The sequence below is a fragment of the Microbulbifer sediminum genome (assembly GCF_021729035.1).
Taxonomy (GTDB): Bacteria; Pseudomonadota; Gammaproteobacteria; order Pseudomonadales; family Cellvibrionaceae; genus Microbulbifer; species Microbulbifer sediminum.
In genome coordinates this window covers 444,948-470,475 of the sequence record NZ_JAJSAP010000001.1, presented here as the reverse complement: position 1 = coordinate 470,475, position 25,528 = coordinate 444,948, and the positions used below count along the sequence as shown (strand labels likewise).

23 protein-coding genes and 1 other RNA gene are annotated in these 25,528 nt (G+C 58.1%); 8 read left to right on the top strand and 16 right to left on the bottom strand.

Annotated elements, in window-relative coordinates; translation table 11 throughout:
- Positions 1-333: 333 nt before the first annotated feature.
- From rnr to LVD11_RS01885, 3 genes are all read right to left on the bottom strand, one after another.
- Positions 334-2,607, bottom strand: a complete 2,274-nt coding sequence (gene rnr / locus LVD11_RS01895) for a ribonuclease R (protein WP_237055379.1) — start codon at positions 2,605-2,607, stop codon at positions 334-336.
- 272 nt (positions 2,608-2,879) lie between these two features.
- Complete coding sequence (locus LVD11_RS01890) at positions 2,880-3,089, bottom strand: cold-shock protein (protein WP_233006240.1); 210 nt, start codon at positions 3,087-3,089, stop codon at positions 2,880-2,882.
- Between the two features lie 590 nt (positions 3,090-3,679).
- Positions 3,680-4,702 (bottom strand): metallophosphoesterase family protein, encoded by a 1,023-nt coding sequence (locus LVD11_RS01885; RefSeq protein WP_237055377.1) that lies wholly within the window; start codon positions 4,700-4,702, stop codon positions 3,680-3,682.
- 1,167 nt (positions 4,703-5,869) lie between these two features.
- Between LVD11_RS01885 and LVD11_RS01880 the strand changes: the two genes are divergently transcribed.
- The gene (locus LVD11_RS01880) at positions 5,870-6,784 is read left to right on the top strand and encodes a TIR domain-containing protein (RefSeq protein ID WP_237055375.1); all 915 of its coding nucleotides are present in this window, start codon (positions 5,870-5,872) and stop codon (positions 6,782-6,784) included.
- 262 nt (positions 6,785-7,046) lie between these two features.
- Positions 7,047-7,988, top strand: a complete 942-nt coding sequence (locus tag LVD11_RS01875) for an abortive infection family protein (protein WP_237055373.1) — start codon at positions 7,047-7,049, stop codon at positions 7,986-7,988.
- A 208-nt stretch (positions 7,989-8,196) separates the two neighbouring features.
- Here LVD11_RS01875 and LVD11_RS01870 read toward each other — a convergent pair whose 3' ends face one another.
- From LVD11_RS01870 to LVD11_RS01825, 10 genes are all read right to left on the bottom strand, one after another.
- Entirely contained in the window at positions 8,197-8,370 is a 174-nt protein-coding gene (locus tag LVD11_RS01870) for a hypothetical protein (RefSeq protein ID WP_237055371.1), read from the bottom strand.
- Positions 8,371-8,921: 551 nt separating this feature from the next.
- Positions 8,922-9,320 carry a hypothetical protein gene (locus tag LVD11_RS01865; protein WP_237055369.1) on the bottom strand — a complete coding sequence of 133 codons (399 nt, stop codon included), beginning with the start codon at positions 9,318-9,320 and terminating at the stop codon, positions 8,922-8,924.
- 456 nt (positions 9,321-9,776) lie between these two features.
- Positions 9,777-10,133 carry a hypothetical protein gene (locus LVD11_RS01860; RefSeq protein ID WP_237055367.1) on the bottom strand — a complete coding sequence of 119 codons (357 nt, stop codon included), beginning with the start codon at positions 10,131-10,133 and terminating at the stop codon, positions 9,777-9,779.
- A 10-nt stretch (positions 10,134-10,143) separates the two neighbouring features.
- Positions 10,144-10,365: a helix-turn-helix transcriptional regulator gene (locus LVD11_RS01855; RefSeq protein WP_237055365.1), complete on the bottom strand. Its 222-nt coding sequence runs from the start codon at positions 10,363-10,365 to the stop codon at positions 10,144-10,146.
- A 131-nt stretch (positions 10,366-10,496) separates the two neighbouring features.
- Complete coding sequence (locus LVD11_RS01850) at positions 10,497-11,327, bottom strand: hypothetical protein (RefSeq protein ID WP_237055363.1); 831 nt, start codon at positions 11,325-11,327, stop codon at positions 10,497-10,499.
- A 60-nt stretch (positions 11,328-11,387) separates the two neighbouring features.
- Complete coding sequence (locus LVD11_RS01845) at positions 11,388-12,623, bottom strand: tyrosine-type recombinase/integrase (protein ID WP_237055362.1); 1,236 nt, start codon at positions 12,621-12,623, stop codon at positions 11,388-11,390.
- 187 nt (positions 12,624-12,810) lie between these two features.
- Positions 12,811-13,200: a transfer-messenger RNA gene (ssrA, locus tag LVD11_RS01840) on the bottom strand.
- A gap of 133 nt (positions 13,201-13,333) precedes the next feature.
- Entirely contained in the window at positions 13,334-14,686 is a 1,353-nt protein-coding gene (locus LVD11_RS01835) for a sodium-dependent transporter (RefSeq protein WP_237055359.1), read from the bottom strand.
- A gap of 43 nt (positions 14,687-14,729) precedes the next feature.
- Positions 14,730-15,209, bottom strand: a complete 480-nt coding sequence (smpB, locus tag LVD11_RS01830; RefSeq protein ID WP_237055357.1) for an SsrA-binding protein SmpB — start codon at positions 15,207-15,209, stop codon at positions 14,730-14,732.
- A gap of 22 nt (positions 15,210-15,231) precedes the next feature.
- Complete coding sequence (locus LVD11_RS01825) at positions 15,232-16,650, bottom strand: sodium-dependent transporter (RefSeq protein WP_237055355.1); 1,419 nt, start codon at positions 16,648-16,650, stop codon at positions 15,232-15,234.
- Between the two features lie 188 nt (positions 16,651-16,838).
- Between LVD11_RS01825 and LVD11_RS01820 the strand changes: the two genes are divergently transcribed.
- Together LVD11_RS01820 and LVD11_RS01815 are read left to right on the top strand one after the other, a co-directional pair.
- Positions 16,839-17,279 carry a type II toxin-antitoxin system RatA family toxin gene (locus tag LVD11_RS01820; RefSeq protein ID WP_237055792.1) on the top strand — a complete coding sequence of 147 codons (441 nt, stop codon included), beginning with the start codon at positions 16,839-16,841 and terminating at the stop codon, positions 17,277-17,279.
- Positions 17,276-17,620, top strand: coding sequence for an RnfH family protein (locus LVD11_RS01815; protein WP_237055353.1), 345 nt, complete (start codon positions 17,276-17,278; stop codon positions 17,618-17,620). The genes LVD11_RS01820 and LVD11_RS01815 overlap by 4 nt, the downstream gene beginning before the upstream one ends.
- 54 nt (positions 17,621-17,674) lie before the next feature.
- Here LVD11_RS01815 and LVD11_RS01810 read toward each other — a convergent pair whose 3' ends face one another.
- Positions 17,675-18,022 (bottom strand): outer membrane protein assembly factor BamE, encoded by a 348-nt coding sequence (locus LVD11_RS01810; protein ID WP_237055351.1) that lies wholly within the window; start codon positions 18,020-18,022, stop codon positions 17,675-17,677.
- A gap of 325 nt (positions 18,023-18,347) precedes the next feature.
- Here LVD11_RS01810 and fur point away from each other — a divergent pair, with 325 nt between their 5' ends.
- Complete coding sequence (gene fur, locus LVD11_RS01805) at positions 18,348-18,764, top strand: ferric iron uptake transcriptional regulator (RefSeq protein ID WP_237055350.1); 417 nt, start codon at positions 18,348-18,350, stop codon at positions 18,762-18,764.
- 71 nt (positions 18,765-18,835) lie between these two features.
- Here the strand turns inward: fur and LVD11_RS01800 are convergent, their stop codons facing one another.
- Together LVD11_RS01800 and recN are read right to left on the bottom strand one after the other, a co-directional pair.
- On the bottom strand, positions 18,836-19,429 hold the full coding sequence (locus LVD11_RS01800) for a 1-acyl-sn-glycerol-3-phosphate acyltransferase (RefSeq protein ID WP_237055349.1): 594 nt from the start codon (positions 19,427-19,429) through the stop codon (positions 18,836-18,838).
- Between the two features lie 139 nt (positions 19,430-19,568).
- The gene (recN, locus tag LVD11_RS01795) at positions 19,569-21,236 is read right to left on the bottom strand and encodes a DNA repair protein RecN (protein ID WP_237055348.1); all 1,668 of its coding nucleotides are present in this window, start codon (positions 21,234-21,236) and stop codon (positions 19,569-19,571) included.
- 276 nt (positions 21,237-21,512) lie between these two features.
- Between recN and grpE the strand changes: the two genes are divergently transcribed.
- From grpE to dnaJ, 3 genes are all read left to right on the top strand, one after another.
- Complete coding sequence (grpE, locus tag LVD11_RS01790; protein WP_237055346.1) at positions 21,513-22,160, top strand: nucleotide exchange factor GrpE; 648 nt, start codon at positions 21,513-21,515, stop codon at positions 22,158-22,160.
- Positions 22,161-22,333: 173 nt separating this feature from the next.
- Entirely contained in the window at positions 22,334-24,268 is a 1,935-nt protein-coding gene (gene dnaK, locus LVD11_RS01785) for a molecular chaperone DnaK (RefSeq protein ID WP_237055343.1), read from the top strand.
- Between the two features lie 120 nt (positions 24,269-24,388).
- Entirely contained in the window at positions 24,389-25,513 is a 1,125-nt protein-coding gene (dnaJ, locus tag LVD11_RS01780) for a molecular chaperone DnaJ (RefSeq protein WP_237055341.1), read from the top strand.
- Positions 25,514-25,528 lie beyond the last annotated feature (15 nt).

The window sequence follows — 25,528 nt, the reverse complement described above, 5'->3', positions numbered from 1 at the left end:
GATGGTGGCTGCGGTCGAGTGGCGTATACCGGCACAGGAGAGGGAAGGGCTTTTGCGTGGATCGTCTGGATCCATCTGCCGCGCACTTCTGGAACTTGGCAGAAGACTGCTGGTGAGCTTAATACGTTAGAGCGTAAGTGGTCGTGATTGGCAGCCATTAAAGTGCTGCGTGGCATATGGTTGACAGGCCGCCATCACGGTATGCATCTCAGGCTTCATTGACAGTGTCGAACCCAGGACTCCCCAGGCAAGTCAGTTGCCAGGGAGGAAATTATCTGGGGAAACCACTGTCAACTTTTGAATGTTTGCTCAAAAAGTGCCCGGGCCAGGATCCTAATCGACCAGTGCGAACTCTATTTTGCGCCGCTCCATATCGACGCGCACGACGCGCACTTCGAAGACATCGCCAATGGCAAAGCTCGTATTGCTGCGCTCGCCGGTAAGGCATTGCCTGGCTGCATCAAAGTGGTAATAGTCCTTTTTCAGGGTCGTTACGTGTACCAGGCCTTCGACCTGAATCTCGTCAAGCTCGATAAACAGGCCAAAGTTGGTGACACTGCTCACATGGCCATAGAAGGTGTCACCGACAAAATCCTGCATAAATTCGCACTTCAGCCAGGCCTCTACATCCCAGCTCGCCTTGTCGGCGCGCCGCGAGGCATGGGAACAATGTTCCGCAAGGGTTTCCACTGTCGGTTTGTCGTACGGGTAGCTCTCCTGGGGGGCGAGCGGGGCAGCGCTAGCGAAACGCTTCACCGCTCCTTTGTCCGCGCCGAAGATGGCTTTAAGCTGCTGGGGCAAAGTAGCGCGTTGCTTTGGCTGGCGGATCACTGAGCGAATGGCCCTGTGCACCATCAGGTCCGGATACCGCCGAATGGGTGAAGTAAAGTGCGCGTAGGCGGAATAGGCGAGGCCAAAATGGCCCCGGTTATCGGGGCTATACTCGGCCTGGCTGAGAGACCGCAGCATCATGGTGCGGATGGTTTGCGCATCGCTGCGCTGGTCTACCTGGGTCAGTAGCTGGTCGAAATGTGCGGGGCGGGGCTTGTTGCCGCCGGCCAGCTTGAGTCCCCTGGCGTGAAGGAAGGCGCGCAGGGCCGTCAGCTTCTTGTCTTGCGGGCCTTCATGTACCCGGTACAGTGTCGGCATCTTCTGTTGCTCGAGGAAGTCTGCGGTCGCCACGTTAGCGCTCAGCATGAACTCCTCAATCATCTTGTGCGCGTCGTTGCGTATGACAGGCTTTATACGTTCAATCTTGCGGTCTTCCGTGAATTCAAATTGCACTTCAGGTTTTTCGAAATCCATTGCGCCGCGTTTTGTCCGGGCTCTTTTCAATGCCGCATACAACTGGTGGAGGGCGAGGATGTGCGGTGCCGTTTCCCCAAGCTTGCGCGCGGTCTTGCGACCCAGGCTTGAATCCGGTGACGTCAGGAACGCGTTTACCTGGTTATAGGTGAGGCGGGCATGGGAGTGGATAACACCTTCTGAGAAGGTGTAACCGGTCATTTTCCCGGACTTGCTGATGGTCATCTCACAGACCATAACCAGCCGGTCTACCTGTGGATTGAGCGAACAGAGTCCGTTTGAGAGTGATTCCGGCAACATCGGTACCACGCGGCCGGGGAAGTACACGGATGTTGCGCGCTTCCGGGCTTCCTGGTCGAGCGCACTGCCGGGGGCGACATAGTGCGAAACATCCGCAATTGCTACGAACAGGCGCCAGCCACCGGACGCAACATTTTCACAGTAGACGGCATCGTCGAAGTCTTTGGCGTCCTCGCCGTCGATAGTTACAAATGGCAGTTTTCTCAGGTCGGCACGATGCAGCTTGTCTGCCTCGGGTACCTCACTGCCCAGCTTTTTCGCCGCCCGCAGGGCATCCTGCGGCCAGCTGTGGGGGATGTCATGGCTGCGGATTGCCACGTCGATCTCCATGCCGGGCCCCATGGAGTCCCCCAGCACCTCTGTTACACGCCCGAAGGCATTGTAGCGCCGGCTCGGGAACTCGGTGATATCTACGGAGATGTACTGCCCTGGCTTTGCGCCCATCAATTCGTCACGGTCGAGGTCTATCTCGTGGGCAATGCGGCTGTTTTCCGGCTTGAGGAAATAGTGGTCATCCTCAAACTGCAAACGGCCCACAAGCTGCTGGGTATTGCGCTCAATGACATTGACAATAACGCCGAGCTTGCGACCGCGCCGGTCGGTACCGCTGATGCGGGCCTGCACACGGTCACCGTCAAAGACAGTCAGCATTTCGTTGTCCGATAAGAACAGGTCTTCTTCCAGTGCATCGCTGCTAAGGAAGCCGAAACCATCCGGGTGGCCGATGACACGGCCGCTTACCAGGTCCTCTGCTTTAACCAGGCTGTAGCCCTTGCGGCGGTCAAAGGCAATTTGTCCGTCACGCTCCATTGCCCGCAACCGGCGGCGCAATGCCTCTTTCTGTTCATCGCTGTTGAGTTCAAGGACTGTTGCCAGATTCTCACGGTCAAGGGCTTTTTTATTGTTCTCGAGCAAGCTCATAATGAACTCGCGCGCGGGAATTGGGTGGCTGTATTTTTCAGCATCGCTGGGATTAAACGCAGCTACTGGGGCTTTTCTCATAAAATTCTCTCGGGAAAACCGCCAATAAAATTGCGCTTGGTGAGAACTTGAGTGATGTGGCAGGGCAGATCAGGTGTTACTCGGCAAGGTATACAGGCGGAATGGCTCAAAGGTGTTGAGCGGGTGTTACTAGTGGCCATTCAGACTGTCACCAGTCTGAAGGCCGGTCTTTCAGGTTGGGAGACCCGGAGGTTGCCTCTCAACCGGGGTGGCATCCGGGCCACCCAGCAGTGGACCTTTGCAGGGCCGGCTGTAAATGTGAGCCTGTTGGCTCAGACACAAACAATGTTTTCAGCTTGCGGGCCTTTGGGGCCCTGGGTTACGGAGAACTCAACAGCCTGGCCTTCGGCCAGGGTTTTGAATCCTGAGCTGACGATTGCGCTGAAGTGTGCGAACACATCAGGGCCAGACTTCTGTTCAATAAAGCCAAAGCCCTTGGATTCGTTAAACCACTTAACGGTACCGGTCGTTGAATTAGACATGGTGATTTCCTGTAAACAACTATTGATCAGCCTTTATGGGGCGCGGGTAGTAAAAAAAGACTGGAATTTAGATGCTGCAGGACGAAGAAATACAGATGCGACGAAACTGAGGATTTAAACAAGAGGCTTACTTTTAACTGTAGGCACTGTAGGGCCTCTTGAGAAGCAAGTCAAAGGTTTTTTGGGGGCTGAATCTTGGGATCCTGATGCGGCATGAGCTCCCGTTCCGGGTAAATATTCCGATATTTAGCATCATTGGAGTTTTCTGTGCTCTTCATAAGTGGTCGCCAGGTCAGGGGATAGGGGTAATCGCATGAGTGATTCGTAGCATTGCTCCTCAGCCGGGGTCACCCTCGATTGTATTGATTCGCGTTCGCATATGGATTTAACCCGGTCGCTTTGCCTTCCCCTCATTTCGTTAGCCGTTGCGGCAGGGATGGCGGGAGTCGAAATCTTTCTGGTAGGCCCGTAGTTACTGAGGTTGTAGTGGTGGTTTTCGTTGGACCCCACAAATAACCCCACCGCTTAAGCAATGTGCTCGTATAGGTGCGGCTTTCGGTTAGTTCATTCTCATCATTAGCCTGTCCAAATCATTCGTCCTTTTTGGGCTTCGCTTCCTTATCGGCGCCCTTGCGGTCATAGGCGCCGAACAACTCTGGATCGAGGCCTTTGCGGTCAAAGATTCCCTTGAGGGCGATATTTCCTATCTGGGGGCCCTCCTTGGTCATGGTCACCCACATGATGTGATCCACGTTGCCGGGTCCCTCTTGGTGGAACGAGGCACCGGCGGGGCCCATCGTGATGTGCTCGGAACCATCGAGTAAATCGTAGTCGTAGTAATGCAGGTGGCCGGCGAGAAAGGTGTGCTTGCGAGCCTTGAGCATGTTCTGGATCGCCTTGAAGCTGACGGACGCATTCTCCCAGGCGGGTTCATGGAGGAACAGGAAGGTCCAGCGCACGTTCGGGTTGTCAGCGAGAGTCCTCTTGATCCACGCCACTTGCTTTTCGCCAAACTCGACGGGCTTACCGAGTGCCGCGACCACCGCCTCGTCAGCCATGAACTCAGCCAGCATCTCCTTGGCCCTGGCGGGATCTTCCACCTGCAGCCTGTTGTACAGCTCCAGCTTTTCCCTCATGCCCTCGGGCGCCGCGCGCGGCGGGTCTTCGCTATCAAGAACCATGAACAGGACATCCTTGTAGACGAAGTGGTAGTAGGTGGCACCGTGCCTATCCTTCCAGACCTGCTGCGCGGTCTTGTTTGCGATGTCGTGGTTACCCGGTGTGCGGAAGAACGGCATTTTGAGCTCGCTCAACATCTGGTCGACTTCATCCCACTCGGCATTCAGTTCCCCCTTGTCGTCACTGTATCCCTCGATCAGGTCACCGACATTGATGACGAACTCGGGCAGCAGCAGATTGAGTTGATTGATGGCGAGCTTGAAGGTGCCTTCCTGGTTGGCTCCACCGGTCCGGTCGCCGATGACGACGAACTGGAACTCGGCGGGATCTTTCTGAATCGGCTGAGAGGTCCAGGGCGTGGCCCCAGACAGTCGTTCCTTATCGTAGGAAAACCCATCCGCTCTTTCCTCCGCCCAGAGGCCTGGAGATAGCATTGCGACGGCGACTGCGATACTTAATGATGTAAGCTTCATGCCTTTGTTCGGTCCTTACTCTTCATGTGTCATTGAGCGGGCATGTTCGGCGCGTCGTTGAGTCTGGGCCCAGCCATAATGCTGGACCGTGGCTTTTTACGATCGCGCCAATGCTCGCAATGTTCTTTGCGGCACCAGCTGGGTAGCTGCGGATTCGGACGTGTTGTGATTGTCCAGATGAGTGATAGCAGGTTTACGAGAAGCTGCGATGACAGGCTGTGGAAGGCGCCAAAACTGGCGCTGTTGTTGTTTTTTGGTGGACTGAAACGTCCTCCTATCCATTGCTCCTGGTGTTAGTCAGCAATTTTATTGACAACAGGCTCTGCCCTGGGATCTCTAGTCCATTTTAGTCCTTTCCTTTAAAACTGGAATAATTGAAGCCAGATTGGTGTTTGGCATGAATAAGCACTAACGCAGCTGTTTAACCAGGCTGGGCAACTGGAATAGCCGATGCTGGGAGTGTTCGTCGCTGCGCTCCTCACCCCTGCGGGCAGCCCTGCGGCCGTTTTAACGCGCTTCGCGCGTTGATCGAACCTGGGCGCTTTAGCGAGTAGCTTCGTCAGAAAATGGAGTAGGGCTTTGGTAGTCTGTGGCGGCGGGAGTGACTCGGCGCTTTGCGCCTCACCCCTTCGGGGCGTGCGGCTGTCTTGATGCGCATGCGCGTATCGATCGAACACGGGCGCTTTGTGAGCAGCTTCGCCAGAGAATGGGGTAGGGTTCTGGAAGTCTGTAATGGCCGGAGTGATTCGTCGCTCTCGCTCCTCACCCCTACGGGGCGGCCCTGCGGCCGTCTTAACGCGCGTTGCGCGTTGATCGAACCCTGCGCTAAGCGTTCCCTTCCCGACAGCTCTGCCAAAATAAAAAAGGCCCGGCACCTTGCGGTACCGGGCCTTTTAATTTGGTGGAGATGGCGGGAGTTGAACAGTTGCGCTAACCCTATGATTGTTAACGATAATCTGATGTTGAATTCTTGAAACCCGTCATAAAACCCGTCCGCGTGGGAAGCGTGCTCTAGAAACGCGCCGCCCAAATGGGGTTTTCTCTCTCGTTTGACCTCATTTAATCTAGGGAATAACAAATACAAGATTTGCGCCGGAAGCCGACGCTTAGCTCATGAGTAGAAAAACCATGTCAGAAAAAGATCCTTGTGTAATCTGCACAACCAAATTTGTCGAGACAATACCTCCAACGGGTGACCATGTTCACCAGAAATGTCCGCGTTGCGGTGAGTTTAAGGTCACGGGTAGCGCTTTAGCGATGATGGGAGCCGGGTTAGGGGTTGAGAAGCGTGCCAAGTTGTCTGGCTGGGTGTTTTCGCAGTGGAGGGCTGGCGCAATTCCGATGATTACGACAAGCAACCTAAACCAGATTTTAACGCGATCTATCCCGTCAGTAGAGGAAAGGGCAATTCAGCTCCTGGTTGAGGGTAGTCGAGACCTTAAGCATTTGGGGGCACATTTTAATGTGCTGGAGCCACGCTTTCTTGCGGCGACTTATTCGGCCACTAGGGAAGACGTTATCTTTCTTTTGAAAGTGTTAGAGCAGCAGTACCTAGTTAATAGCGTCACGATGGATGGGGAGTGTGAAATTACGCCACCAGGGTACATGAAGCTTGATGAGCTGAGAGTGCCTGAATCCACCTCGTCCCAAGGGTTTGTTGCTATGTGGTTTTCGGACGACCTAAATACCGCATATAGCGATGGTTTTGAGCCGGGAGTGTTCGGTGCGGGGTATGACCCTCTGCGAATAGATAAAGCAGAGCATATTAACCGAATCGATGATGAAATCATCAGGCAAATCAAGGCGTCCAGGTTTGTTGTTGCCGACTTCACCGGGCATCGAGGCGGAGTCTACTTTGAGGCGGGTTTTGCCTTGGGGTTAGGACTGCCGGTTTTTTGGACTTGCCGGCAGGACCATATGGAGGAACTTCATTTTGACATTCGGCAGTTCAATTGCATTTTTTGGCAATCTTCCGATGAACTTGCTGAGCGCCTAGCAATAAGGCTTGAGGCCGTACTAGGGCCGGGGCCCAACAAAAGCTAAAGCCGACTGTCTGTCGCTTTCCATGTGAGTAAGTGGGATGAGTTAAATTTCCCTCCTACGCATGGAGTATATCGCTAACTTATTGATTTATCAGAGTTTAATTGGTGTTGGTTAGCTCTGTTAACTCCAAGCCTTATTAGTTACTTTACGGTGACTATATGAATAGTGGCTTATAGTGCCGAGATGATGGTTAATGGTGTCTGTAGTTTCGCAGAAGTTTCTCTTGCAGCCGTGCGCTCATTTTGTAAACAGGGAGTCATGAATGGCAGTAATCGACCTTTATTCAAAGAGGCAGAAAGCTCTAAAAGGTGAAGTTCAGGATGTATATTTATATGATGAAATTCCTCAATCTTTAAGGGTTCAAATCACATACATATGGTCCGATACCCTGGGAAATGAGCAGGATTACTGGCTCCAAAGCGAAGTGAAGGAAGTGTATCGGCGGATTGTCAATCGACTTTGTAGAGAGTATGGCGTTTATCAATTGCCACATTCGAGGCCGGTTCGGCCTGAAGATAGGATGTATTTGGAAGAGCTGCGTGATTTCTTCCTAGAGGAAAAGGATGTTGATAGGGTCCTAGATGTAGTAGAACAAACATTTAAGATGATGTTTATACTTCCAAGGGTATACAGGCATAAAGGGGTGGATCGGATCAGGGAGCGAGTACGATTTGGTATTGAAGAGCTGAACAAACGGTTCAACGAGCATGCCATCGGGTTTGAGTTTGTTTCAGGTGAAATTGTACGAGTTGACTCTGCCCTTATACACTCAGAAGTAGTTAAGCCTGCGCTTCGTTTATTGTCGGAAAGGGAATATTCTGGATCCCAAGATGAATTTCTAAAGGCATTTGAACACTATAGAAAAGGCAACAATAAAGAAGCTCTGAATGACTGTTTAAAGTCTTTTGAGAGCACAATGATAGCGATTTGTAACAAAAGAGGCTGGGAGTTGCCAAGCAAGATTACTGCAAGATCATTAATCAACGTTTGCTTTGAAAATGGTCTTATACCAGCTTTTTGGGACCAGCATTTTTCTTCTCTTAGGAGTATGCTTGAAAGTGGGATCCCTACCGGGCGTAATCGCTTGAGTGGGCATGGACAGGGAGAGGTTCCGACCGAGGTGCCGGGATATCTTGTAGCTTTTATGCTACATATGACGGCCTCAGCCTTGGTGTTCTTGGCTGAAGCCGAAAGAAAAATTTAGTTTTTGGCAGTTTTAATAACAGGGTGGGGGACTGCTACTGGATGGATTCTATCAAAACAGAATTACATCATGATGTAAGCTACTACTAGAATAATCACTTTATTCTGCAACGTACCCAATTTTCAGGTAGCTCCGAAATTGGCAGATTCATGCTAAAGCGTAACTCAACGCTTTAGCATGAGATTCCCATTCCAACAGGAAAAGCTAACTATTTTTCTTGCTTTTTAAGATATTTTTCTACTGCTTTATCCAGTTCAGACATACTGATTGGCCGTTCCTCATAGCCTATTTTTTCAGCTATATCTGCCAGCGAAACAGATCCCTCAGAAATTCCTACCTTTTGGGCCATTTCTCCAAGACTAATGGGTTTTTCGTTGCTCATTTTTTCTCCATTTTTGATTTATAGTTTAACTTCTTGTCAAGTCAGTATACCAAATTGTATCGGGCTGATGTCTACGTGATTAGTGTTCTCAATGTGTGTTTGGGATGGGCTCAGGTTGGTCATTGAGCTTAGTAAATGTATTTCTATTTGATTGATATTGTTCCATATTTCTAGGGTTTATTTAGACGATTGGGTGTTTCGTGTTCGTGAATAACCAACCACCAACCCCCTCAAAAAAATCCTCATGAATAGCGATAGTATGCGCTGCTGCGGACCCGTGAGCGCGGACCCGCGGGAAGGACCCGCGCCGCCCAGGGGAGGTGGCGGTGTAACCGGCGCGCACCCTCCTGCCAGCCCGCCCCACTGGATAAATACCCTATGGGTACATGGTATATATCTAGAAAGGTGTCCGTGTGGCGGCCTAGGCAGAGGGCAAAAATTGCAAATATAGGGCCGTGTGGCGGCCTAGGAGAGAGCGAACCGTCATGCGATAGGGCCGCACGGTGGCCTAAGCCTAGGCCGTGTGGCGGCCATCAGAAAATCGAAAGCTGTCACCCGTGGCCCTTCCAACTGTTTGGAGCGGTCACTGTCGCCGTCAGTTCGTGCTTGCCCGCGCACTCGTCGATTGGGCGCCAGCTCAGTGCGTAGAGGCTGGCCAGATTAGGGCGGCGGCCCTGGCGAGTCTGGATTAGGAAGCCGGTGGCTAGCAGCTCCCGTAGCGCTTTCTGTAGTTGGTCATTGCTGGTCCAGCCATGTGAGCGCATAATCGAAAAAGAGGCGCACAGATCGCCGTTATTGCGCCCGTTGTACTGCGCTGCCAGTGGGAACAGCAGGGCCTTGGCTCGGGGGGAGAGCGCGGCAAAGTTCGGATGATTCAGCATGTGCGCGGGGAAGGCGGCAAACTTCGGGCCGCCCGGTTTCCGCGAGCCTTGCTTGTAACCCTTGGCCATTACTCCCCCAGCTCTGTCGCGGAGCTTATCCGCGGTGACTGCGCCACGGAAGCGCCAACGGATACTGGGCTGCCGGCCGGCGCTCGCTGTAGCAGCTGCGTTGCCAATGGCCGCACTTCCCGCTCGCTTCTGGCCTCCACCGCCGTGGGGAGAGTTATTGTCTGCTCTATCTCGACCACAAATCTCATGGCGCACCCCCAAGGCGGGAAGGGGTCTGGGAGGCAATGCACAGCCGCCGGAATAGTGGTTTCCAGCGCTTTTCTACCCCTTGGGTGGCCCGGCCTATTGCTGACGCCCCTCTACCCCCTATAGTCCCCTGTATTTTCTCAACGCCGCCAGGCTTCACATACTCCAGCATGTACACGCAAACCGGCTCGCCTTTCAGGTAGGTGCGCTTAGCCCGCCCGGGATCGAATGGGCAGATAGGCGCGTTACAGCTGTCGAACTTGGGGCACTTCATGGGGACATCCCCCGGCGCTTACGCATTGTGAAAACTCGCTGCCACGCTTGTGCCTGTTCTTCCTGCCCCAGCCAATAACGGGCAACACGGGTAGGGTGGCCGTGCCAGCCGGGGACGCTTTCATACCTCACCCGGTAGGGAATGCGCAGGCCGTGCTTAATCTCGCTCATGGTACTGGGGAGGCAGTGGTCGTTAACCTCCCGTTCTGCCTCAAAGCGGTTGAAGCTGCGGCCGTTGGCCAGGTAAGCCAAAACTCTCTCCAGTTTGGTCGGGTCTTTCGGAGTGCTAATATTGACCTTGCTATCTGCTGTATCAGGGCCGCCCTGTGCCGGGGCGGTTCTGTTTTCTTCCATGGCCGCCCCCTTAGTTCTGAGATTCTGCGATTAACTTCTGTTTTAGCTCCAGCAGGTAGGAGCCTTCCCACACCGTGGTTTTTGGCCCCAGACGGATACCACGTTGAGCGCGGCCGGTCTTGCACCAGTGCCACCAGGTGGAAAGGCCGATACCAAATAGCCGGGCGCACTCTGGTGCCCGGTACATAGCGGCGGTGTTGATTGTTTCGGGTAGTTGGTTGCTTGGTTTCATGTATTAGCCTTTTCAGGTTTGGGTAAGGTTGGCTAATACGAATTCTTTACAACGGGCGGCCTCGGCGTAATGGGGCTAAGAGCAAGAATTCACTGAGCTTAGCCCCAGGCCGCTTAGACGTGGCGATATTCCTAGCGCTCGGGTACAGGGTACTTGTCTTTATGGGCGCTTCTTATCGTGTCCCTTACTGTTCCCTCATCAACCGCCACCCCCAGGAGCACCCGCGAAAGGGTGGCAACAATGTCGTAGCGGGGGCCGCCTAGCTGCTTGGTGAAGTGCGTGCACATCCGGCTGGCGAAGATTCTATAATCCAGTCCGTGGCCTTTGTCGCGCAGGAATATCGCCGCCTCATAGTCATTCTTTTTGGCGGTAATCGCCTGGCCCAGCCTCTCCAGCAGGTCAGAAATAAACGGGGGGTTCTGGCAAAGGAACAGCCCGGGTTCTCGATGGCCATCAATATCGGAATCCTGATACCCCGGGGTGAATGCTGTGTAGTAATGCCGGTCAATTGCGTCTTCAAACTCACAGGGCTCCATGAGGTCCCAGGCTGTTTCGTCCACTTCGTACTTGCGGAGAAGTGCGGAGAGTTCACGGACCTTATCGGCAATTTCACTGGGTCTCTCCTCTATGTCTTTGGCGAACTTGTCCCAAGGGGAGCGACCAAAGAGTGCCCAAAGAACACAGCGGAAGACTCCGTCGTCCCAGCCTTTACGAACGCCGCGAGGGTCGCCATAGGATCTCTCGAGCCTGCGCCACACCGACTCCATCTCTGGGTCCCGGCATAGCTTGGTGATGACCGGTTCTAGTTTTTCCTTGGGGTGGTTGTACTCCAAGAGGAGGCCGCAGCCACCCCCATAGGGTCCGCTTTTCCATGTGGTCCCGTCATTGCCATGTGTGATGCGTTGGTAGTGGGTGCGGATAGCGGGTGGTACCCAAATGGGCAGCTTTTTGGTTGGTTTCATGCTCTCCCCCTTCCGTTGTTGCCGATAGTCCGTACTGAGGCTAAGGGCGAGGAATGATCCTCAGTTCCCTACGGTTCCGAATTGGGCTGTAATCACGTTTTCGGCCTCCGTCTGTACTCGAAGGTTGTCGAGGTAGTCCGCCCACTTCTGCATCATTGCCGCCCGTTGAGGTAGGTGCTTGGTGCGGTTGTAGGCCCGCCCCAGGGTATCTTTCACCTCGTGGGCTAGCTGGTGCTCGATGTAATCCACTCGGAAGCCCAGTACTTCATCAAGCAGGGTGCGGGCCATCGCGCGAAAGCCGTGGGCGGTCATGGTTTCATTGTCGTAGCCCAGTGAGCGTAGGGCCGTCCTGACCCCGTTGTCAGAGAGGGGGCGGCTCCGGCCCCTGGCTGAGGGGAAAACATACTTGCTGCGCCCGGTGAGGGGCTCCAGGTCCCGCAGGAGCGCCACGGCCTGGTCCGCTAGTGGAATGATGTGCGGTTGGCCCATTTTCATTTTCTCGGCGGGTATCTCTACCTGACGGGCCTCCCAGTTGATTTCCGACCATTCCAGCTTACGTAGCTCGCCGGGGCGGCAGAACAGCAGTGGGGACAGCTTGAGGGCTGCTCTCACCACGGGGGTGCCCTGATACCCATCTATGGCAACCATGAGGCGGCCCACCCCCACAGGATCGGTAATCGCGGCCAGGTGCTTTTTCTTGGTAGGGGTGAGGGCGCCTGTCAGGTCGGTGGTGGGGTCGCGGTCGGCTTTCCCGGTGGCCACGGCGAAGCGGAATACCTGGCTGGCTACCCGCTTCACGCGGTGGGCGGTTTCCAGGGTCCCCCGGCTCTCGATCTGGCGTAGGCAGCGTAGGACTTCGGGCGGAGCGATCTCAGCAATGGGGCGCTTCCCAAGATACGGGATCAGGTCCCGGTCGAGAGCGAGGTTTGCCCGGTCCCTGGATGACTTCGACAGATGGGCCATCCGGGCCGCAAACCATTCCTGACTGACAGCAGCAAAGCTGTTCCGGTTGGCTTCCAGGGCGGATTCCTTATGGGCGCGCCTGACGTCGCGGGGGTCTACGCCTTCGGCCACGTGGCGACGGGCCTCGTCGCGCAGTTCCCGCGCGCGCTTTAGGGTCACATCAGGGTAGAGGCCCAGCGCCATCTCCGGGCGCTTGCCGTGGAGGCGGAAGCGGAATACCCAGCGCTTGGCGCCGGTGGGGGTGACTTCGACGGCTAGGCCCTTCTCGTCGGCCTCGATGTACTTCCTGTCGCGGGGCTTGAGCGCCCGTAGCTTGGTGTCTGACAGCGGCATGGCTGCGGCTTCCGTGCTGATTTGGACGGGTTGGACGGGGGCGCTGGGCTCAACCCGTCCAATAACCCGTCCAGAAACTCCTAGATTTGGGCGGGTTGAATTAGATTAACTGGGATAGGCCAGATAAGCAAAAGCCCCGAAAACACTGGGCTTCCGGGGCTTCTTGAGTCTGTCTGAGACAGTTGTTTGGTGGAGATGGCGGGAGTCGAACCCGCGTCCGTCAGCACTCTGCCATGAGCTCTACATGCTTAGGTCCATCTATTGATTTAGCCGCATACAGCCCGATGGGCAGGACGTAATTGGCGAGCCTGTTAAGTTTTTAACCCATCCCCGACAGGCGCGGTTCAGGGCGATCCAGTTCTGTATGACAGCCATCAGCGCGGTACTGGAACCTTGCTGAAGGCTGCTAAGGGACGAACCCTTAGTTAGTGCTTCACAGGCTGCTTACGCAGCGAGTTGGGCACCGTAGTTGTCGTCGTTGGCAACTAATAGATTGCAGCTTTGGATTTACGTGATTGGCTGCCATCACGGCATGCACCCATGGTTTCGTCACCGGCGTCGAATCCAAGTCATCCCCGATGCAAAACCCTGTGTGGTCTAAGACTTAGTATACCGGATTTTGTTCCCGGACAATATGCCCCGACACGACCAGACTGTGAAGATGGTCGCGGATGGCCAGTTACGGGCGGCCAGTCGCGACCAGAAAGTCATCAGCCCAGCAATACCGATTGGGCGAAGGCGGCCAAAATCAGCAGCGGGCACACGATCCGCACGTACCAGGGCCAGATCTTCCAGAACAGGGTTCTCTCGATGCCCTCGTGGCCCTTCTCCAGCTCGGTGAGGAGCTGGTCACGGCGCCAGATCCAGCCGGCAAAGATACACAGGGAGACGCCCAGCAGGGGCTGGCCGTACTCGGTGCTGATGCTGATCACCAGCCCGAACAGGGTGTCGAAATTGAAGATGATCAGGCTGCTGATGGCGAAGATGACCAGCCCGACGAACATGGTCGCCCTCTTGCGCCCGAGTTTCAGGTTCTCGATGGAGAAGGCAACGGGCACTTCCAGCATGGAGATGGAGGAGGTCACCGAAGCGATGGTCATCAGGGCGAAGAAGGCGATGGCCACGAACAGGCCGGCGGTGCCCATGGTGTCGAACAGGGCCGGCAGTACCTGCAGGATCAGCCCCGGCCCGGCGATCAGCTCGCCGCTCTCGGAAAAGATCTGGGTGCCCGCTTCCTGGGCCACGTACATGGCCGGCAGGATCAGCAGGCCGGCAGTGAAGGCGATGCCCACGTCAATCAGGGTTACCAGGGCCCCCAGCCGCGGCAGGCTCTCCTGCTTGCTCAGGTAGGAGCCGTAAATCAGCATGGTGCCCACGCCCAGCGACAGGGAGAAGAACGCCTGGCCCATGGCGGACACCAGCAGCTGTGGCGACAGGTGGCTGAAGTCCGGCATCAGGTAGACTTCGAGGCCGGTCATGGCGCCGGGTTGGGTCAGTACGTACATGATCAGCAGCAGCAGCAGGATGATCAGTGCGGGCATCAGCAGGGTGGACCAGCGCTCAATCCCTTTTTCCACACCGCTGGCAATGATCACCATGGTCATGGAGCTGAACAGGGCGGTAAACAGAAGGTTGCGGGCTGTGCTGCTGCCGGTCAGCCACTCCGCGGTGCCACTGGCCCCCCATAATTCAGCAAAGGGCTCGACCAGGTGGGCGAACATCCAGCCGGCGACGATGGAGTAGAAGCTCAGGATCAGGGAGGCCACCACGATGCCACCGAATCCGGTCAGGTTGGCAAAGAAGCGGCTCACTGGACCAATCGCCACGCCGCGCAGGGCCTGGACCATATTGCGGCGGGCGTGGCGGCCGATAGTGAGTTCGGCCATCAGGGCCGGGTAGGCGAGCAGGAAAGCCAGGACCAGGTAAACCACCACAAAGGCGGCGCCGCCATTGTCGGCGGCCTTGGTGGGGAATCCCCAGATGTTGCCCAGGCCTACGGCGGAACCCGCCGCAGCCATCAGGAAGCCGATGTTGGAGCTGAATTGTCCTCTCGGTGCACTCATGAGTAACCCTATAATTATTTTTCTATCGGGCGCCGGCGCCCTACTACTTGTGTTCGGTGCGCATCAGGCGCTGTTTCTCGCGGTTCCAGTCACGCTTCTTCTCGGTTTCGCGCTTGTCGTGATGGGCCTTACCCTTGGCGAGGGCAATCTCGCACTTGATCAGGTGCTTCTTCCAGTACAGAGCGGTGCAGACGACGGCGTAGCCCTTCTGGTCCACAGCTGCAATCAGCTTGGCCAGCTCCCGCTTGTTGAGCAGCAGGCGGCGCGTGCGGTCAGGCTCGGTGACGAAATGGGTGGAGGCGCTGGGCAGTGGCTGGATACGGGCACCCAGCAGCCAGGCCTCGCCATTCTTGAAAATGACGTAGCTGTCCGTCAGCTGGGCCTTGCCCTCGCGACAGCTCTTTACTTCCCAGCCCTGCAGCTCCATACCCGCCTCGAACTTCTCCTCAATGAAGTAATCGTGGCGCGCCCGCTTGTTGAGGGCGATGGTGCTGGAACCGTTTTTGGCTTTCTTTTTGGCCATAAATACAACTGATGCTTGGTTTCTAGAAAAAACTGTGCCCGAAGTACTTCTCGGCTACCGTGTTGATGAACACCAGCAACAGGATCAGGGGGATAAAGGTCCCCAGGGAGAAGTTGACGTACTTCTGGGAGAGGCTGCCGGCAAAGCTGGGGTCACCCTCTTGCAGCTCGCGGTCGAAATTGGCCCGCTTCCACTTGTAGATCACGAAGAGGCATACCAGCAGGCCGTTCAATGGCAGGATCGTAGAATAGAAGATCAGCTCTACCAGATCAAAGAAGGAGACGGTATTGCCGGCAACCTGCATGAACTCGGTGAGCCAGCCTACCATGCCGAATGACACTGCGCAGGCGATGGCGAGTATGAACTGCACACCGGCAATGCTGTAGATGGCCTTCTTGCGCTCCATGCCGCGCTCGTCACACAGGGTCGCTACCGGCACCTCGATAATGGACACCAATGAAGTGATCGCGGCCACCAGCACCAGGAAGAAGAATACCGCCGCGAACGCGCTGGCCCCGAAGTAGCCGATACTTTCCTGCAGGGCGAGGAAGATCTTCGGCAGGAACAGGAAGATCATGCCAGCGGAGGAATCGCTGAGTTCGGTGGGATCGATCTGCGGGTTGAAGTGGAAAATGGTGGGCAGGATCAGCAGGCCCGCGGTGAACGCCACCAGGGTATCGGTCAGTGCCACGGCCTTGGCGGAGCCCGGGATCGAGTCGCGCTTCTTCATATAGGAGCCGTAGGTGATCATGATCCCCATGCCCAGCGACAGGGAGAAGAAGGCCTGGGCCATGGCATTGTTGACCACCTCTGCGTTGAGCTTGGACAGGTCGGGTGTCAGGTAGTACTTCACGCCCAGCATGGCGTTTTCCTGGGTCAGCACAAATACCACCAGGCCCAGTAGCATCACGAACAGCATCGGCATCAGTGTCTTGGCGGCGCGCTCGATGCCATCCTTGACCCCCATGGCGAGGATGCCGTTGATGGCCAGCATCAGCACCACGAGGTAGGCGAAAACGATCGGGGAATTGATGAACTGGCCGAAATGCTCCCCGGCAGCCAGCTGGTCCAGGTTGCCGCCCAGGGTCGCCACCAGGTAGCCGAGTACCCAGACGGTAACGACCAGGTAAAAGACGGCGATCATGAAAGGCGTGATCAGGGCAAACCAGCCGGGGATGCGCCAGCCGATGGAGCCGCCCGAGACCTGGCGATAGGCGCCAACCGGGTCCTTGTCACTCTGACGGCCGAGTGCCAGCTCTGCCATCATCACCGGCAGGCAGATAAGGAATACGAACAGGGCGTATACCAGCAGGAAGGCCCCGCCACCGCTCTTGGTGGCGGCGACCGGGAAGGCCACCAGGTTGCCGATTCCCACGGCGGAACCCGCCGCGGCGAGGATAAACCCCAGTCGCGATCCAAAATGCTCTCTTGCTGCGGACATAGTACTCTCGCTTGCCTGTTATTCTTGTCTGTACATCGCCGGCTGCGGCGACCAACCGGGCGCCCCGGTCGGGTAAAGCTGCGATTGTTGCAGGAATTGACTTGCTTGAGTAGCGTCGACTGGCAAAATTGCCGGCTATCCGCGCGGAAATGGCAATGCGGGCGGCAGTATTGGAACGATTGGAAAGCATGGCAGAGATAGAGCGCAGCGCACTGGTGATGTTCAGTGCAGAGCAGATGTTTGACCTGGTGAACGATGTGGAGCGCTACCCGCAGTTCCTGCCGGGTTGCAAGGCTGCTGAAATTTTACACAGCGACGAGAATACCCTGGAGGCGCGGCTGGAGCTGAGCCGGGCCGGTATTCACCAGAGTTTTGTCACCCGCAACCGGCTTGAGCGGCCAACGCGCATGACCCTGGAGTTGGTGGACGGGCCTTTTGAGCACTTTGAAGGGCTCTGGCACTTCTCGCCGCTGGCGCACGACGCCTGTAAAGTCAGCTTCTCGCTGTCGTTCCGGCTTCGCAATCGCCTGGTGGCGGCGGCTGTGGGCAAATTGTTCAGCGAGTTGGCCAACCAGATGGTGCGGGTCATGTGCGAACGCGCCGAGCACGTATACGGGAAACCCCAATGACCGATATCAAGACGATCGCCGTGGAGGTGGTTTACGCACTGCCACATGAGCAGCGGCTGGTCAGCCTGCTGGTACCGCCCGGTACTACCGCGACCGAGGCCCTGGTGCGCTCCGGCTTGCCGGAAGAATACCCGGAAATCGACCCGGCCACTGCAAGGCTAGGGATTTTCGGCCAGGCCCTCGGTACCAAGGGGCTGGCGGTTGCCGACCAGTACGAACTGAAGCCGGGCGACCGGGTGGAAATTTACCGGCCATTGATCGCGGACCCGAAGGAGGCCCGCAAACAGCGCGCCGAGAAAGCCAGGCGCAAGGCACAGGAGGCCGGCGGCAGGGGGGAGTGAACAACAGGCTGCGCCCCGCCAGGAGGCAGCGGTTGGCGCCGCCGGGAAATGGGGTTACTGCGGCCAGCCCGCCGGTTGCCAGTCGCCACTGGTGGCAATCAGCAGGTCGCCATTGAAATAGACGGAAAGCTTTTTCTGCTCGACCTCACCATCCGGGTCGCGCACGCGATTCACGTAGTCCCAGCGGTTGGCGTTGAAGGTATCCTCCAGCAGCGGCGTGCCCAGCACAAAGCGCACCTGCCGACGGGTCATGCCCGGCTTGAGCTGGTCCACCATCTCCTGGGTAATGATATTGCCCTGCTGGACTTCAATCCGGTGCACGCCCGGGAACTGGAACAGGCTGCAGGCGCTGATCAGTGCACAGAGACCGGCGATGGCGAGGGCTTTCAGGGTCGTTGGCATTCAATGCTCCATTGTTATCTCGATGCTGGCGGAACCGGCTTGCCTGGCCGGGATCTGTCCACCTGAGTAAAAGGTAGGCGCCCTGCGGTGCCGAAAGTTCCCGTTGCCGGCGCTGAATCCCCTTTTGTTCCGAGGGATCAGGCGCGCCGGCCCCGGACCTGGTGGCACCGGGGTTCCGCTGGATACGCTCGGCGTGGATAATACCGCAAGAGTTGGCGAGCTGACAGACACCGGAGCGCATGTCGCGCCCGATCAGGCCGGTCCCCTCCGGACCGGCAGCAGGCTGTATCGCTGAAACAGAAGAATTTTCCCGGGAAACTGATCCATGTCGAACGAAAACCAGGAACTGCGCAAGGCCGGCCTCAAAGTGACGCTGCCGCGAGTGAAAATCCTGCAGCTGCTTGAGAACGCCAGTGAGCAGCACCTGAGCGCTGAAGATGTCTACAAGTTGTTGCTGGACGCCGGGGAGGATGTTGGCCTGGCGACTGTCTATCGTGTCCTGACCCAGTTCGAAAGTGCTGGACTGGTGATGCGCCACAACTTCGATGGCGGGCACTCGGTGTTCGAGCTGGACCGGGGCGATCACCACGACCATATGGTCTGCACCGATAGCGGCGAGGTGATTGAGTTCCATAACGAGGAAATCGAGCGCCTGCAGCAGCAGATCGCCGAGGAGCACGGCTACGAGCTCACTGGCCACAGCCTGGTGCTGTATGTAAAGAAGAAGGAAGCCCAGGGGTAGCAACCGGTTGCCCGCGGGGTGCGAACCCCGTAACTGGCCCGCAGCGCGGGCCGTGCTGTCTCCGCTTCCGGTCAGGCTGGCGGGGTATAGAGCTCCGGAAACTTGCCGATCTTGTCTGCGTAAAAGTCCTTGAACCGGGCCAGTTCAGCGGCCAGGTTTTCCCCCATCTCGAGGGCGGGTCCCAGGCCCACTTCCTTCTTGGCAAAGTTGATGAAGCCGCACACGACCGGGACGCCGGCACCGCGGGCAATGTGGTAGAAGCCGGTTTTCCAGCGCTCGCCACGGCCGCGGGTGCCCTCTGGCGGCACGGCAACAATCAGTGATGACGCCTTGTTGAACTGGTCCACTGTGGCCTGCACCAGGTTGTTGGCTTTGCTGCGATCCACGGCGATGCCGCCGAACCAGCGCATGGTGCCCCCCAGCGGAAAGCGGAACAGCTTGTCCTTGCCCATCCACTGCGGGACCACGCCCAGCTTCAGGGCGGTCAGGATGAAGTAATAACCGTCCCAGTTGCTGGTATGCGGGGCACCCAACAGCACATATTTCTTCAGTTTCATTGCCGACTGGTCGGCGACGACACGCCAGCCGTGCAACTTGAGCAGCAACTTCGCCACCTGGCGGAGCACGGGGGTCACGATCGGTGTGTTGAAAATGGTTCTCTGCATAAAATCAGCCGCGTTGAACATTGGCGCGGCAGTATAGTGTCGTTTTCGCCGCCATTCCCGGTTAATTGCGGATTTTTCATTATAGATCAGCCGTATTTAACCGACCCGGAAGTCACTGCAGGCCGGGTCCGCCATGCGGTTACGCACGGGACAGCATTTCCTCGGCATGGGCCAGTGACTGGGTGGTGGTTTCACCGCCCAGCATGCGTGCGATCTCCTCCCGTCGCTCGTCACCCTTCAGTTCTCGCAGGGCCACGAAAGCCGCGTCGCCGTCGCTATGCTTTTCCACCAGGTACTGGCGATGGGCGCGTGCTGCGACCTGCGCCAGGTGGGTGACACAGATAACCTGGCCGGTGCGGCCATTGCGGCCCTCGCCCAGCTGTCGCAGCAGGCGCCCGACCACATCGCCGGTTGCCCCGCCGATACCCACGTCCACCTCGTCGAACACCAGGGTGGGGGTACGGGAGGTCTGGGCGGTAACAACCTGTATCGCCAGGCTGACCCGCGACAGCTCGCCCCCGGAGGCGATCTTGCCCAGCGGCCGCGCGGGCTGGCCCGGGTTGGTAGCGATCAGGATCTCAATCTCCTCCAGGCCGGTTGCCGTGGGCTTGTCCTGGGGTTGCAGGGCCAGCTCGACGCGGGCGTGGGGCATGGCAAGGTCCGCGAGCTGTGCATTGACGGCCGCAGCCAGTTCCCCGGCTGCACCGGCGCGCAGCTCGCCCAGCTTGCCGGCGGTGACACGATAGGCCTGTTCCAGCTCCCGGCATTCGGATTCGAGTCGGTCCAGGGCATCCGGGGCGCCGATCTCGTCCAGTTCTGCCTGCAGCTGTTCCTGCAGTGCCGGGAGTTCCGGGGGTTGTACACGGTGTTTGCGCGCCGCCTGGTAGATGGCGCTGAGCCGTTCTTCTACCTCGGCCAGGCGTTCGGGATCCATCTCGAAACGGTCGATATGCCGCGACAGGGTGCCGGCGGCCTCGTCCACCTGGATGCGGGCGCTGTCGAGCATCTGCGCCACTTCCGTCATTTCCGGAGACTGCTCCGGCATCGCGGTCAGTAGTTGCAGGGCCCGGTGCAGGTGCTCCGAGATATCCCCCTCGCCGCCGGTGAGCATGGCCGCCAGTTGGTAACTGCCACTGAGGATCTGGCCGGCGTTGGCCAGCTGGCGCTGCTCGCTTTCGAGCTGCTCGATCTCATCCGGCTGCAGGTCCAGCTGCTCCAGCTCTTCCAGCTGGTATTGCAGCAGCTGGCGCCGCGCCTCGGTTTCCTCGGCACTGTCTGCCAGGGCGCGGTAGCGACGATACTGGTCCTGCCAGGTCTTGAAGCGGATGCGGGTTTCGGCGGCCAGGTCGCTGGCACCGGCGAATTCATCCAGCAGGCGGCGGTGAGTCTCTTTTTTCAGCAGGGACTGGTGTTCGTGCTGGCTGTGGATATCGATCAGTTGCTCTCCCAGGGCGCGCAGCTGCAGGAGTGTCACCGGCTGGCCATTGATATAGGCCCGGGAGCGGCCATCGGCACTGATGGTGCGTCTCAGGATCACCTCGTTCCCGGTGTCCAGCTCCTGCTCTTCCAGCCAGGCATTAGCCTCGGGGTGATCGCCGATATCAAAGGTCGCGTGAATGTCAGCGCGTTTCGCCCCGGCGCGGACCAGCTCGGCATTGCCGCGGTCGCCGAGCGCCAGGCCGAGGGCGTCGAGGGTGATGGACTTGCCGGCCCCGGTTTCGCCGGTCAGGGTACTGGTCCCGGAGCCAAACTCCAGTTCCAGCTGGTCCACCAGGGTGAATTGGCTGATAGACAGGTGCAGCAACATAGGGATCGCTTCTGGCTCAATTGTTATCTGTGTATTTATACAGTAATTGGCGACAGGTAGCTACCGCCCAGCCCCGACATTACAGTGCCGGGGAGAGTGGTCAACCGTCCCCGGTACGGTGCTGCGGGGGTATATTGCGGGTGCTTGTGCCGATCCCGTGGCGAGTTTCCCCGATAACCCCTTGAACTGCAGGGGCAAGGCCCCATATACACCTCCACTGTCCGCCCGGCGGACAACATATCAAACCAACTGACAGTCGACGCGACGGAGAGAGCAGTGGCCAGAGAGCGCAGCGAAGAAGATCAGATTGAAGAGGGGACGCCGCATCCCGAGGCGCTGACCGCCGAGGAAGCGGCAGCCGTGGAAGCCCGCGCGGAAGCCGAGGTGGAGGAGCCCACCGCGGAAGAGCAGCATGAGGCAGAGGAGGCCCTGCACGCGCAGCCCGAGAGCCCCGAAGCACTGAAAGAGGAAATCCTGGGCCTGCAGGAGCAGCTGGCGATCCAGAAAGATCTCGCCATGCGCGCCCAGGCCGAGGCCCAGAATGCGCGCCGCCGCGCCCAGCAGGACGTGGAGCGGGCGCACAAGTACGGCCTGGAGAAAATGCTCCAGGACTTGCTCCCGGTAGTGGACAACCTGGAGCGGGCCCTGTCCAGCATCGACCGCGAGGACGAGGCCAACAAGGCAGTTATCGAGGGGATCGAGCTGACCCACAAGTCCTTTGTCGACACCCTGGCCAAGCACTCTGTGGAAATGATCGACCCGGCCGGAGAGCCGTTCGACCCGGAGCTGCACCAGGCCATGACTCAGGTACCCAATGGGGATGTGGAGCCGAATACCGTCCTCGATGTATTCCAGAAGGGCTACGTACTGAATGGTCGCCTGTTGCGGCCGGCGATGGTGGTGGTGAGCAAGTCCCCAACCTGAGTCGGCGCCCCAAACTGAGGCAGTGGCCCGCTGGATCGGGCAGGCCTGTTGGAGGATCGGGCACAAAGCCCCTTGAAATTGTAAGGCCGGCACCAATATAGCTGGCAACAGAGTTAAAACTTGCGCTTCCCCCGGTAGCGGGCGAGAGGCGACAAAAAGTGAGGAACATACTTATGGGAAAAATTATCGGCATCGACCTGGGTACCACCAACAGCTGTGTGGCAGTCCTGGATGGTGACAAGGCGCGCGTGATCGAGAACGCGGAGGGCGATCGCACAACCCCGTCCATCGTGGCGTTCACCGATGACAACGAGATCCTGGTGGGCCAGTCTGCCAAGCGCCAGGCGGTTACCAACCCGCAGAACACCCTGTATGCGGTCAAGCGCCTGATCGGCCGCAAGTTCAAGGATGACGTGGTGCAGAAGGACATCAAGATGGTGCCCTACAGCATCGTCGAGGCCGACAACGGTGACGCCTGGGTAGAAGTGAAGGGCGACAAGAAGGCGCCGCCGCAGGTTTCCGCCGAAGTGCTGAAGAAAATGAAGAAGACCGCCGAGGACTTCCTCGGTGAGACCGTCGACGCTGCGGTGATCACCGTACCGGCTTACTTCAACGATTCCCAGCGCCAGGCCACCAAGGACGCCGGTCGCATTGCCGGCCTGGACGTGAAGCGCATCATCAACGAGCCCACTGCCGCTGCGCTGGCCTATGGCCTGGACAAGCAGGGCGGCGACCGCACCGTGGCGGTATACGACCTGGGTGGTGGTACCTTCGATATCTCCATCATCGAGATTGCCGATGTTGACGGCGAGAAGCAGTTCGAGGTGCTGTCCACCAACGGCGATACCTTCCTCGGCGGTGAGGACTTCGACCTGCGCCTGATCGACTATCTGGCAGAGCAGTTCAAGAAGGACCAGGGCATCGACCTGAAGGGCGACCCACTGGCCATGCAGCGCCTGAAGGAAGCGGCCGAGAAAGCGAAGATCGAGCTGTCCTCCAGCCAGCAGACTGAGGTGAACCTGCCGTATATCACCGCGGATGCCTCCGGTCCCAAGCACCTGGTGGTGAAGCTGACCCGCGCCAAGCTGGAAAGCCTGGTGGAAGAGCTGGTAGAGCGCTCCCTGGGTCCGGTCAAGACCGCCCTGGCGGATGCCGACCTGGCGGCCTCCGGTGTGGACGAGGTGATCCTGGTGGGCGGCCAGACCCGTATGCCGCTGGTGCAGAAAAAGGTTACCGAGTTCTTCGGCAAGGAGCCGCGCAAGGACGTCAACCCGGACGAGGCGGTGGCCATGGGCGCTGCGATCCAGGGTGCGGTACTGGCCGGTGACGTGAAAGACGTACTGCTGCTGGACGTTACCCCGCTGACCCTGGGTATCGAGACCATGGGTGGCGTGGCAACCCCGCTGATCGAGAAGAACACCACCATCCCGACCAAGAAGTCGCAGGTGTTCTCCACCGCCGACGACAACCAGACGGCGGTGACCATCCACGTGGTACAGGGCGAGCGCAAGCAGGCGTCCGAGAACAAGTCCCTGGGCCGCTTTGACCTGGCCGACATCCCGCCGGCGCCGCGCGGTGTGCCGCAGATCGAGGTCGCCTTCGATATCGATGCCAACGGCATCCTGCACGTACACGCGAAGGACAAGGCCACCGGCAAGGAGCAGTCCATTGTGATCAAGGCTTCCTCCGGCCTGAGCGAGGAAGAGATCGACAAGATGGTGCAGGACGCCGAGGCCAATGCCGAGGCGGACAAGCAGTTCGAGGAGCTGGTGACCACCCGCAATACCCTCGACGGCATGATCTCCGCCACCAAGAAGACCCTGGAAGAGGCTGGCGACAAGGCCACTGCCGAAGAGAAGTCTGCAATCGAGGCAGCCATCTCAGAGGCCGAGGAAGCCGTGAAGGGCAACGACAAGGACGCCATGGAAGCGGCCACCAACAAGCTGACCGAGGCCTCCGGCCCGCTGGCGCAAAAGATGTATGCCGAGCAGGCGCAGGCTGCCGAGGGCGCCGCGGAAGCCGAACAGGGTGGCCAGCAGGCCGGTGGTGACGACGCAGTGGACGCGGAGTTCGAGGAAGTGAAGGAAGAGAAGAAAGAGGACAAGTAAGCCCTCCTTGTGCACGGGCGGCAATGGGTCGCCCATGCAAAGACAAACCTTCGAGGCGTGGCGGCAATTCCATGGAACAGGCCGCCGCGCCTCAGTCAGTTAAGACAGAACATACTTTTTATGTCGAAGCGCGATTATTACGAAGTCCTTGGTGTCGATCGGGACGCCTCTGATAAAGACCTGAAGAGGGCCTATCGGCGGGTGGCGATGAAATTCCACCCGGACCGGAATCCCGACGACAAAGAGGCGGAGAACAAGTTTAAAGAGGCCAACGAGGCCTACGAGGTCCTGTCCGACCCGGAGAAGAAAGCTGCCTATGACCAGTTTGGGCACGCCGGTGTGGAAGGCCAGATGGGCGGCGGTGGCGGCGCCGGTGGCTTCGGCGGGTTCTCCGATATCTTTGGCGACGTCTTCGGCGATATCTTTGGTGGTGGCGGTGGCCGCCGTGGTGGCCCGCAGCGGGGCTCCGACCTTCGTTACGACCTGGAGCTGGATCTCGAGGATGCCGTACGCGGCACCACCGTGAAAATCCGCGTGCCAACGCTGGTGGGCTGCAGTACCTGTGACGGCTCCGGGGCGAAGCCCGGCTCGAATCCGCAGACTTGTGGGACTTGTGGCGGGGTAGGCCAGGTGCGCATGCAGCAGGGCTTTTTCGCCGTGCAGCAGACATGCCCGAATTGCCGTGGCCGCGGCACCATCATCACTGACCCCTGTGGCAGCTGTCACGGTGCGGGCCGGGTCGAGGAGACCAAGACCCTGTCCGTGAAAGTCCCCCCCGGTGTCGACAGCGGCGACCGTATCCGCCTGTCCGGTGAGGGTGAGGCGGGCCCCGAGGGCGGCCCTCCCGGCGACCTCTATGTGCAGGTGGTGGTCAAGGAGCATGAGCTGTTCCAGCGCGACGGCAAAAACCTCTACTGCGAGGTGCCGATCAGCTTTGTCACCGCGGCCCTGGGCGGTGAAATGGAAGTGCCGACGCTCGATGGCAAGGTAAAACTGAAGATCCCGGCAGAGAGCCAGACCGGCAAGCTGTTCCGTCTGCGCGGCAAGGGTGTTACCCCGGTGCGCGGCGGTGCCCCGGGCGACCTGCTCTGTCGGGTAGTGGTAGAGACGCCGGTAAACCTGAGCGCTCGCCAGAAAGAGCTGCTGGAGGAGTTCTCCGGTACGCTCAGTGAGAAGAAAAACTCACCCCGGCAGACCGGCTGGTTCGAGGGCGTGAAGAATTTCTTCGGGGATATGAAGCTTTAAGCCCCCCTGTCTTGC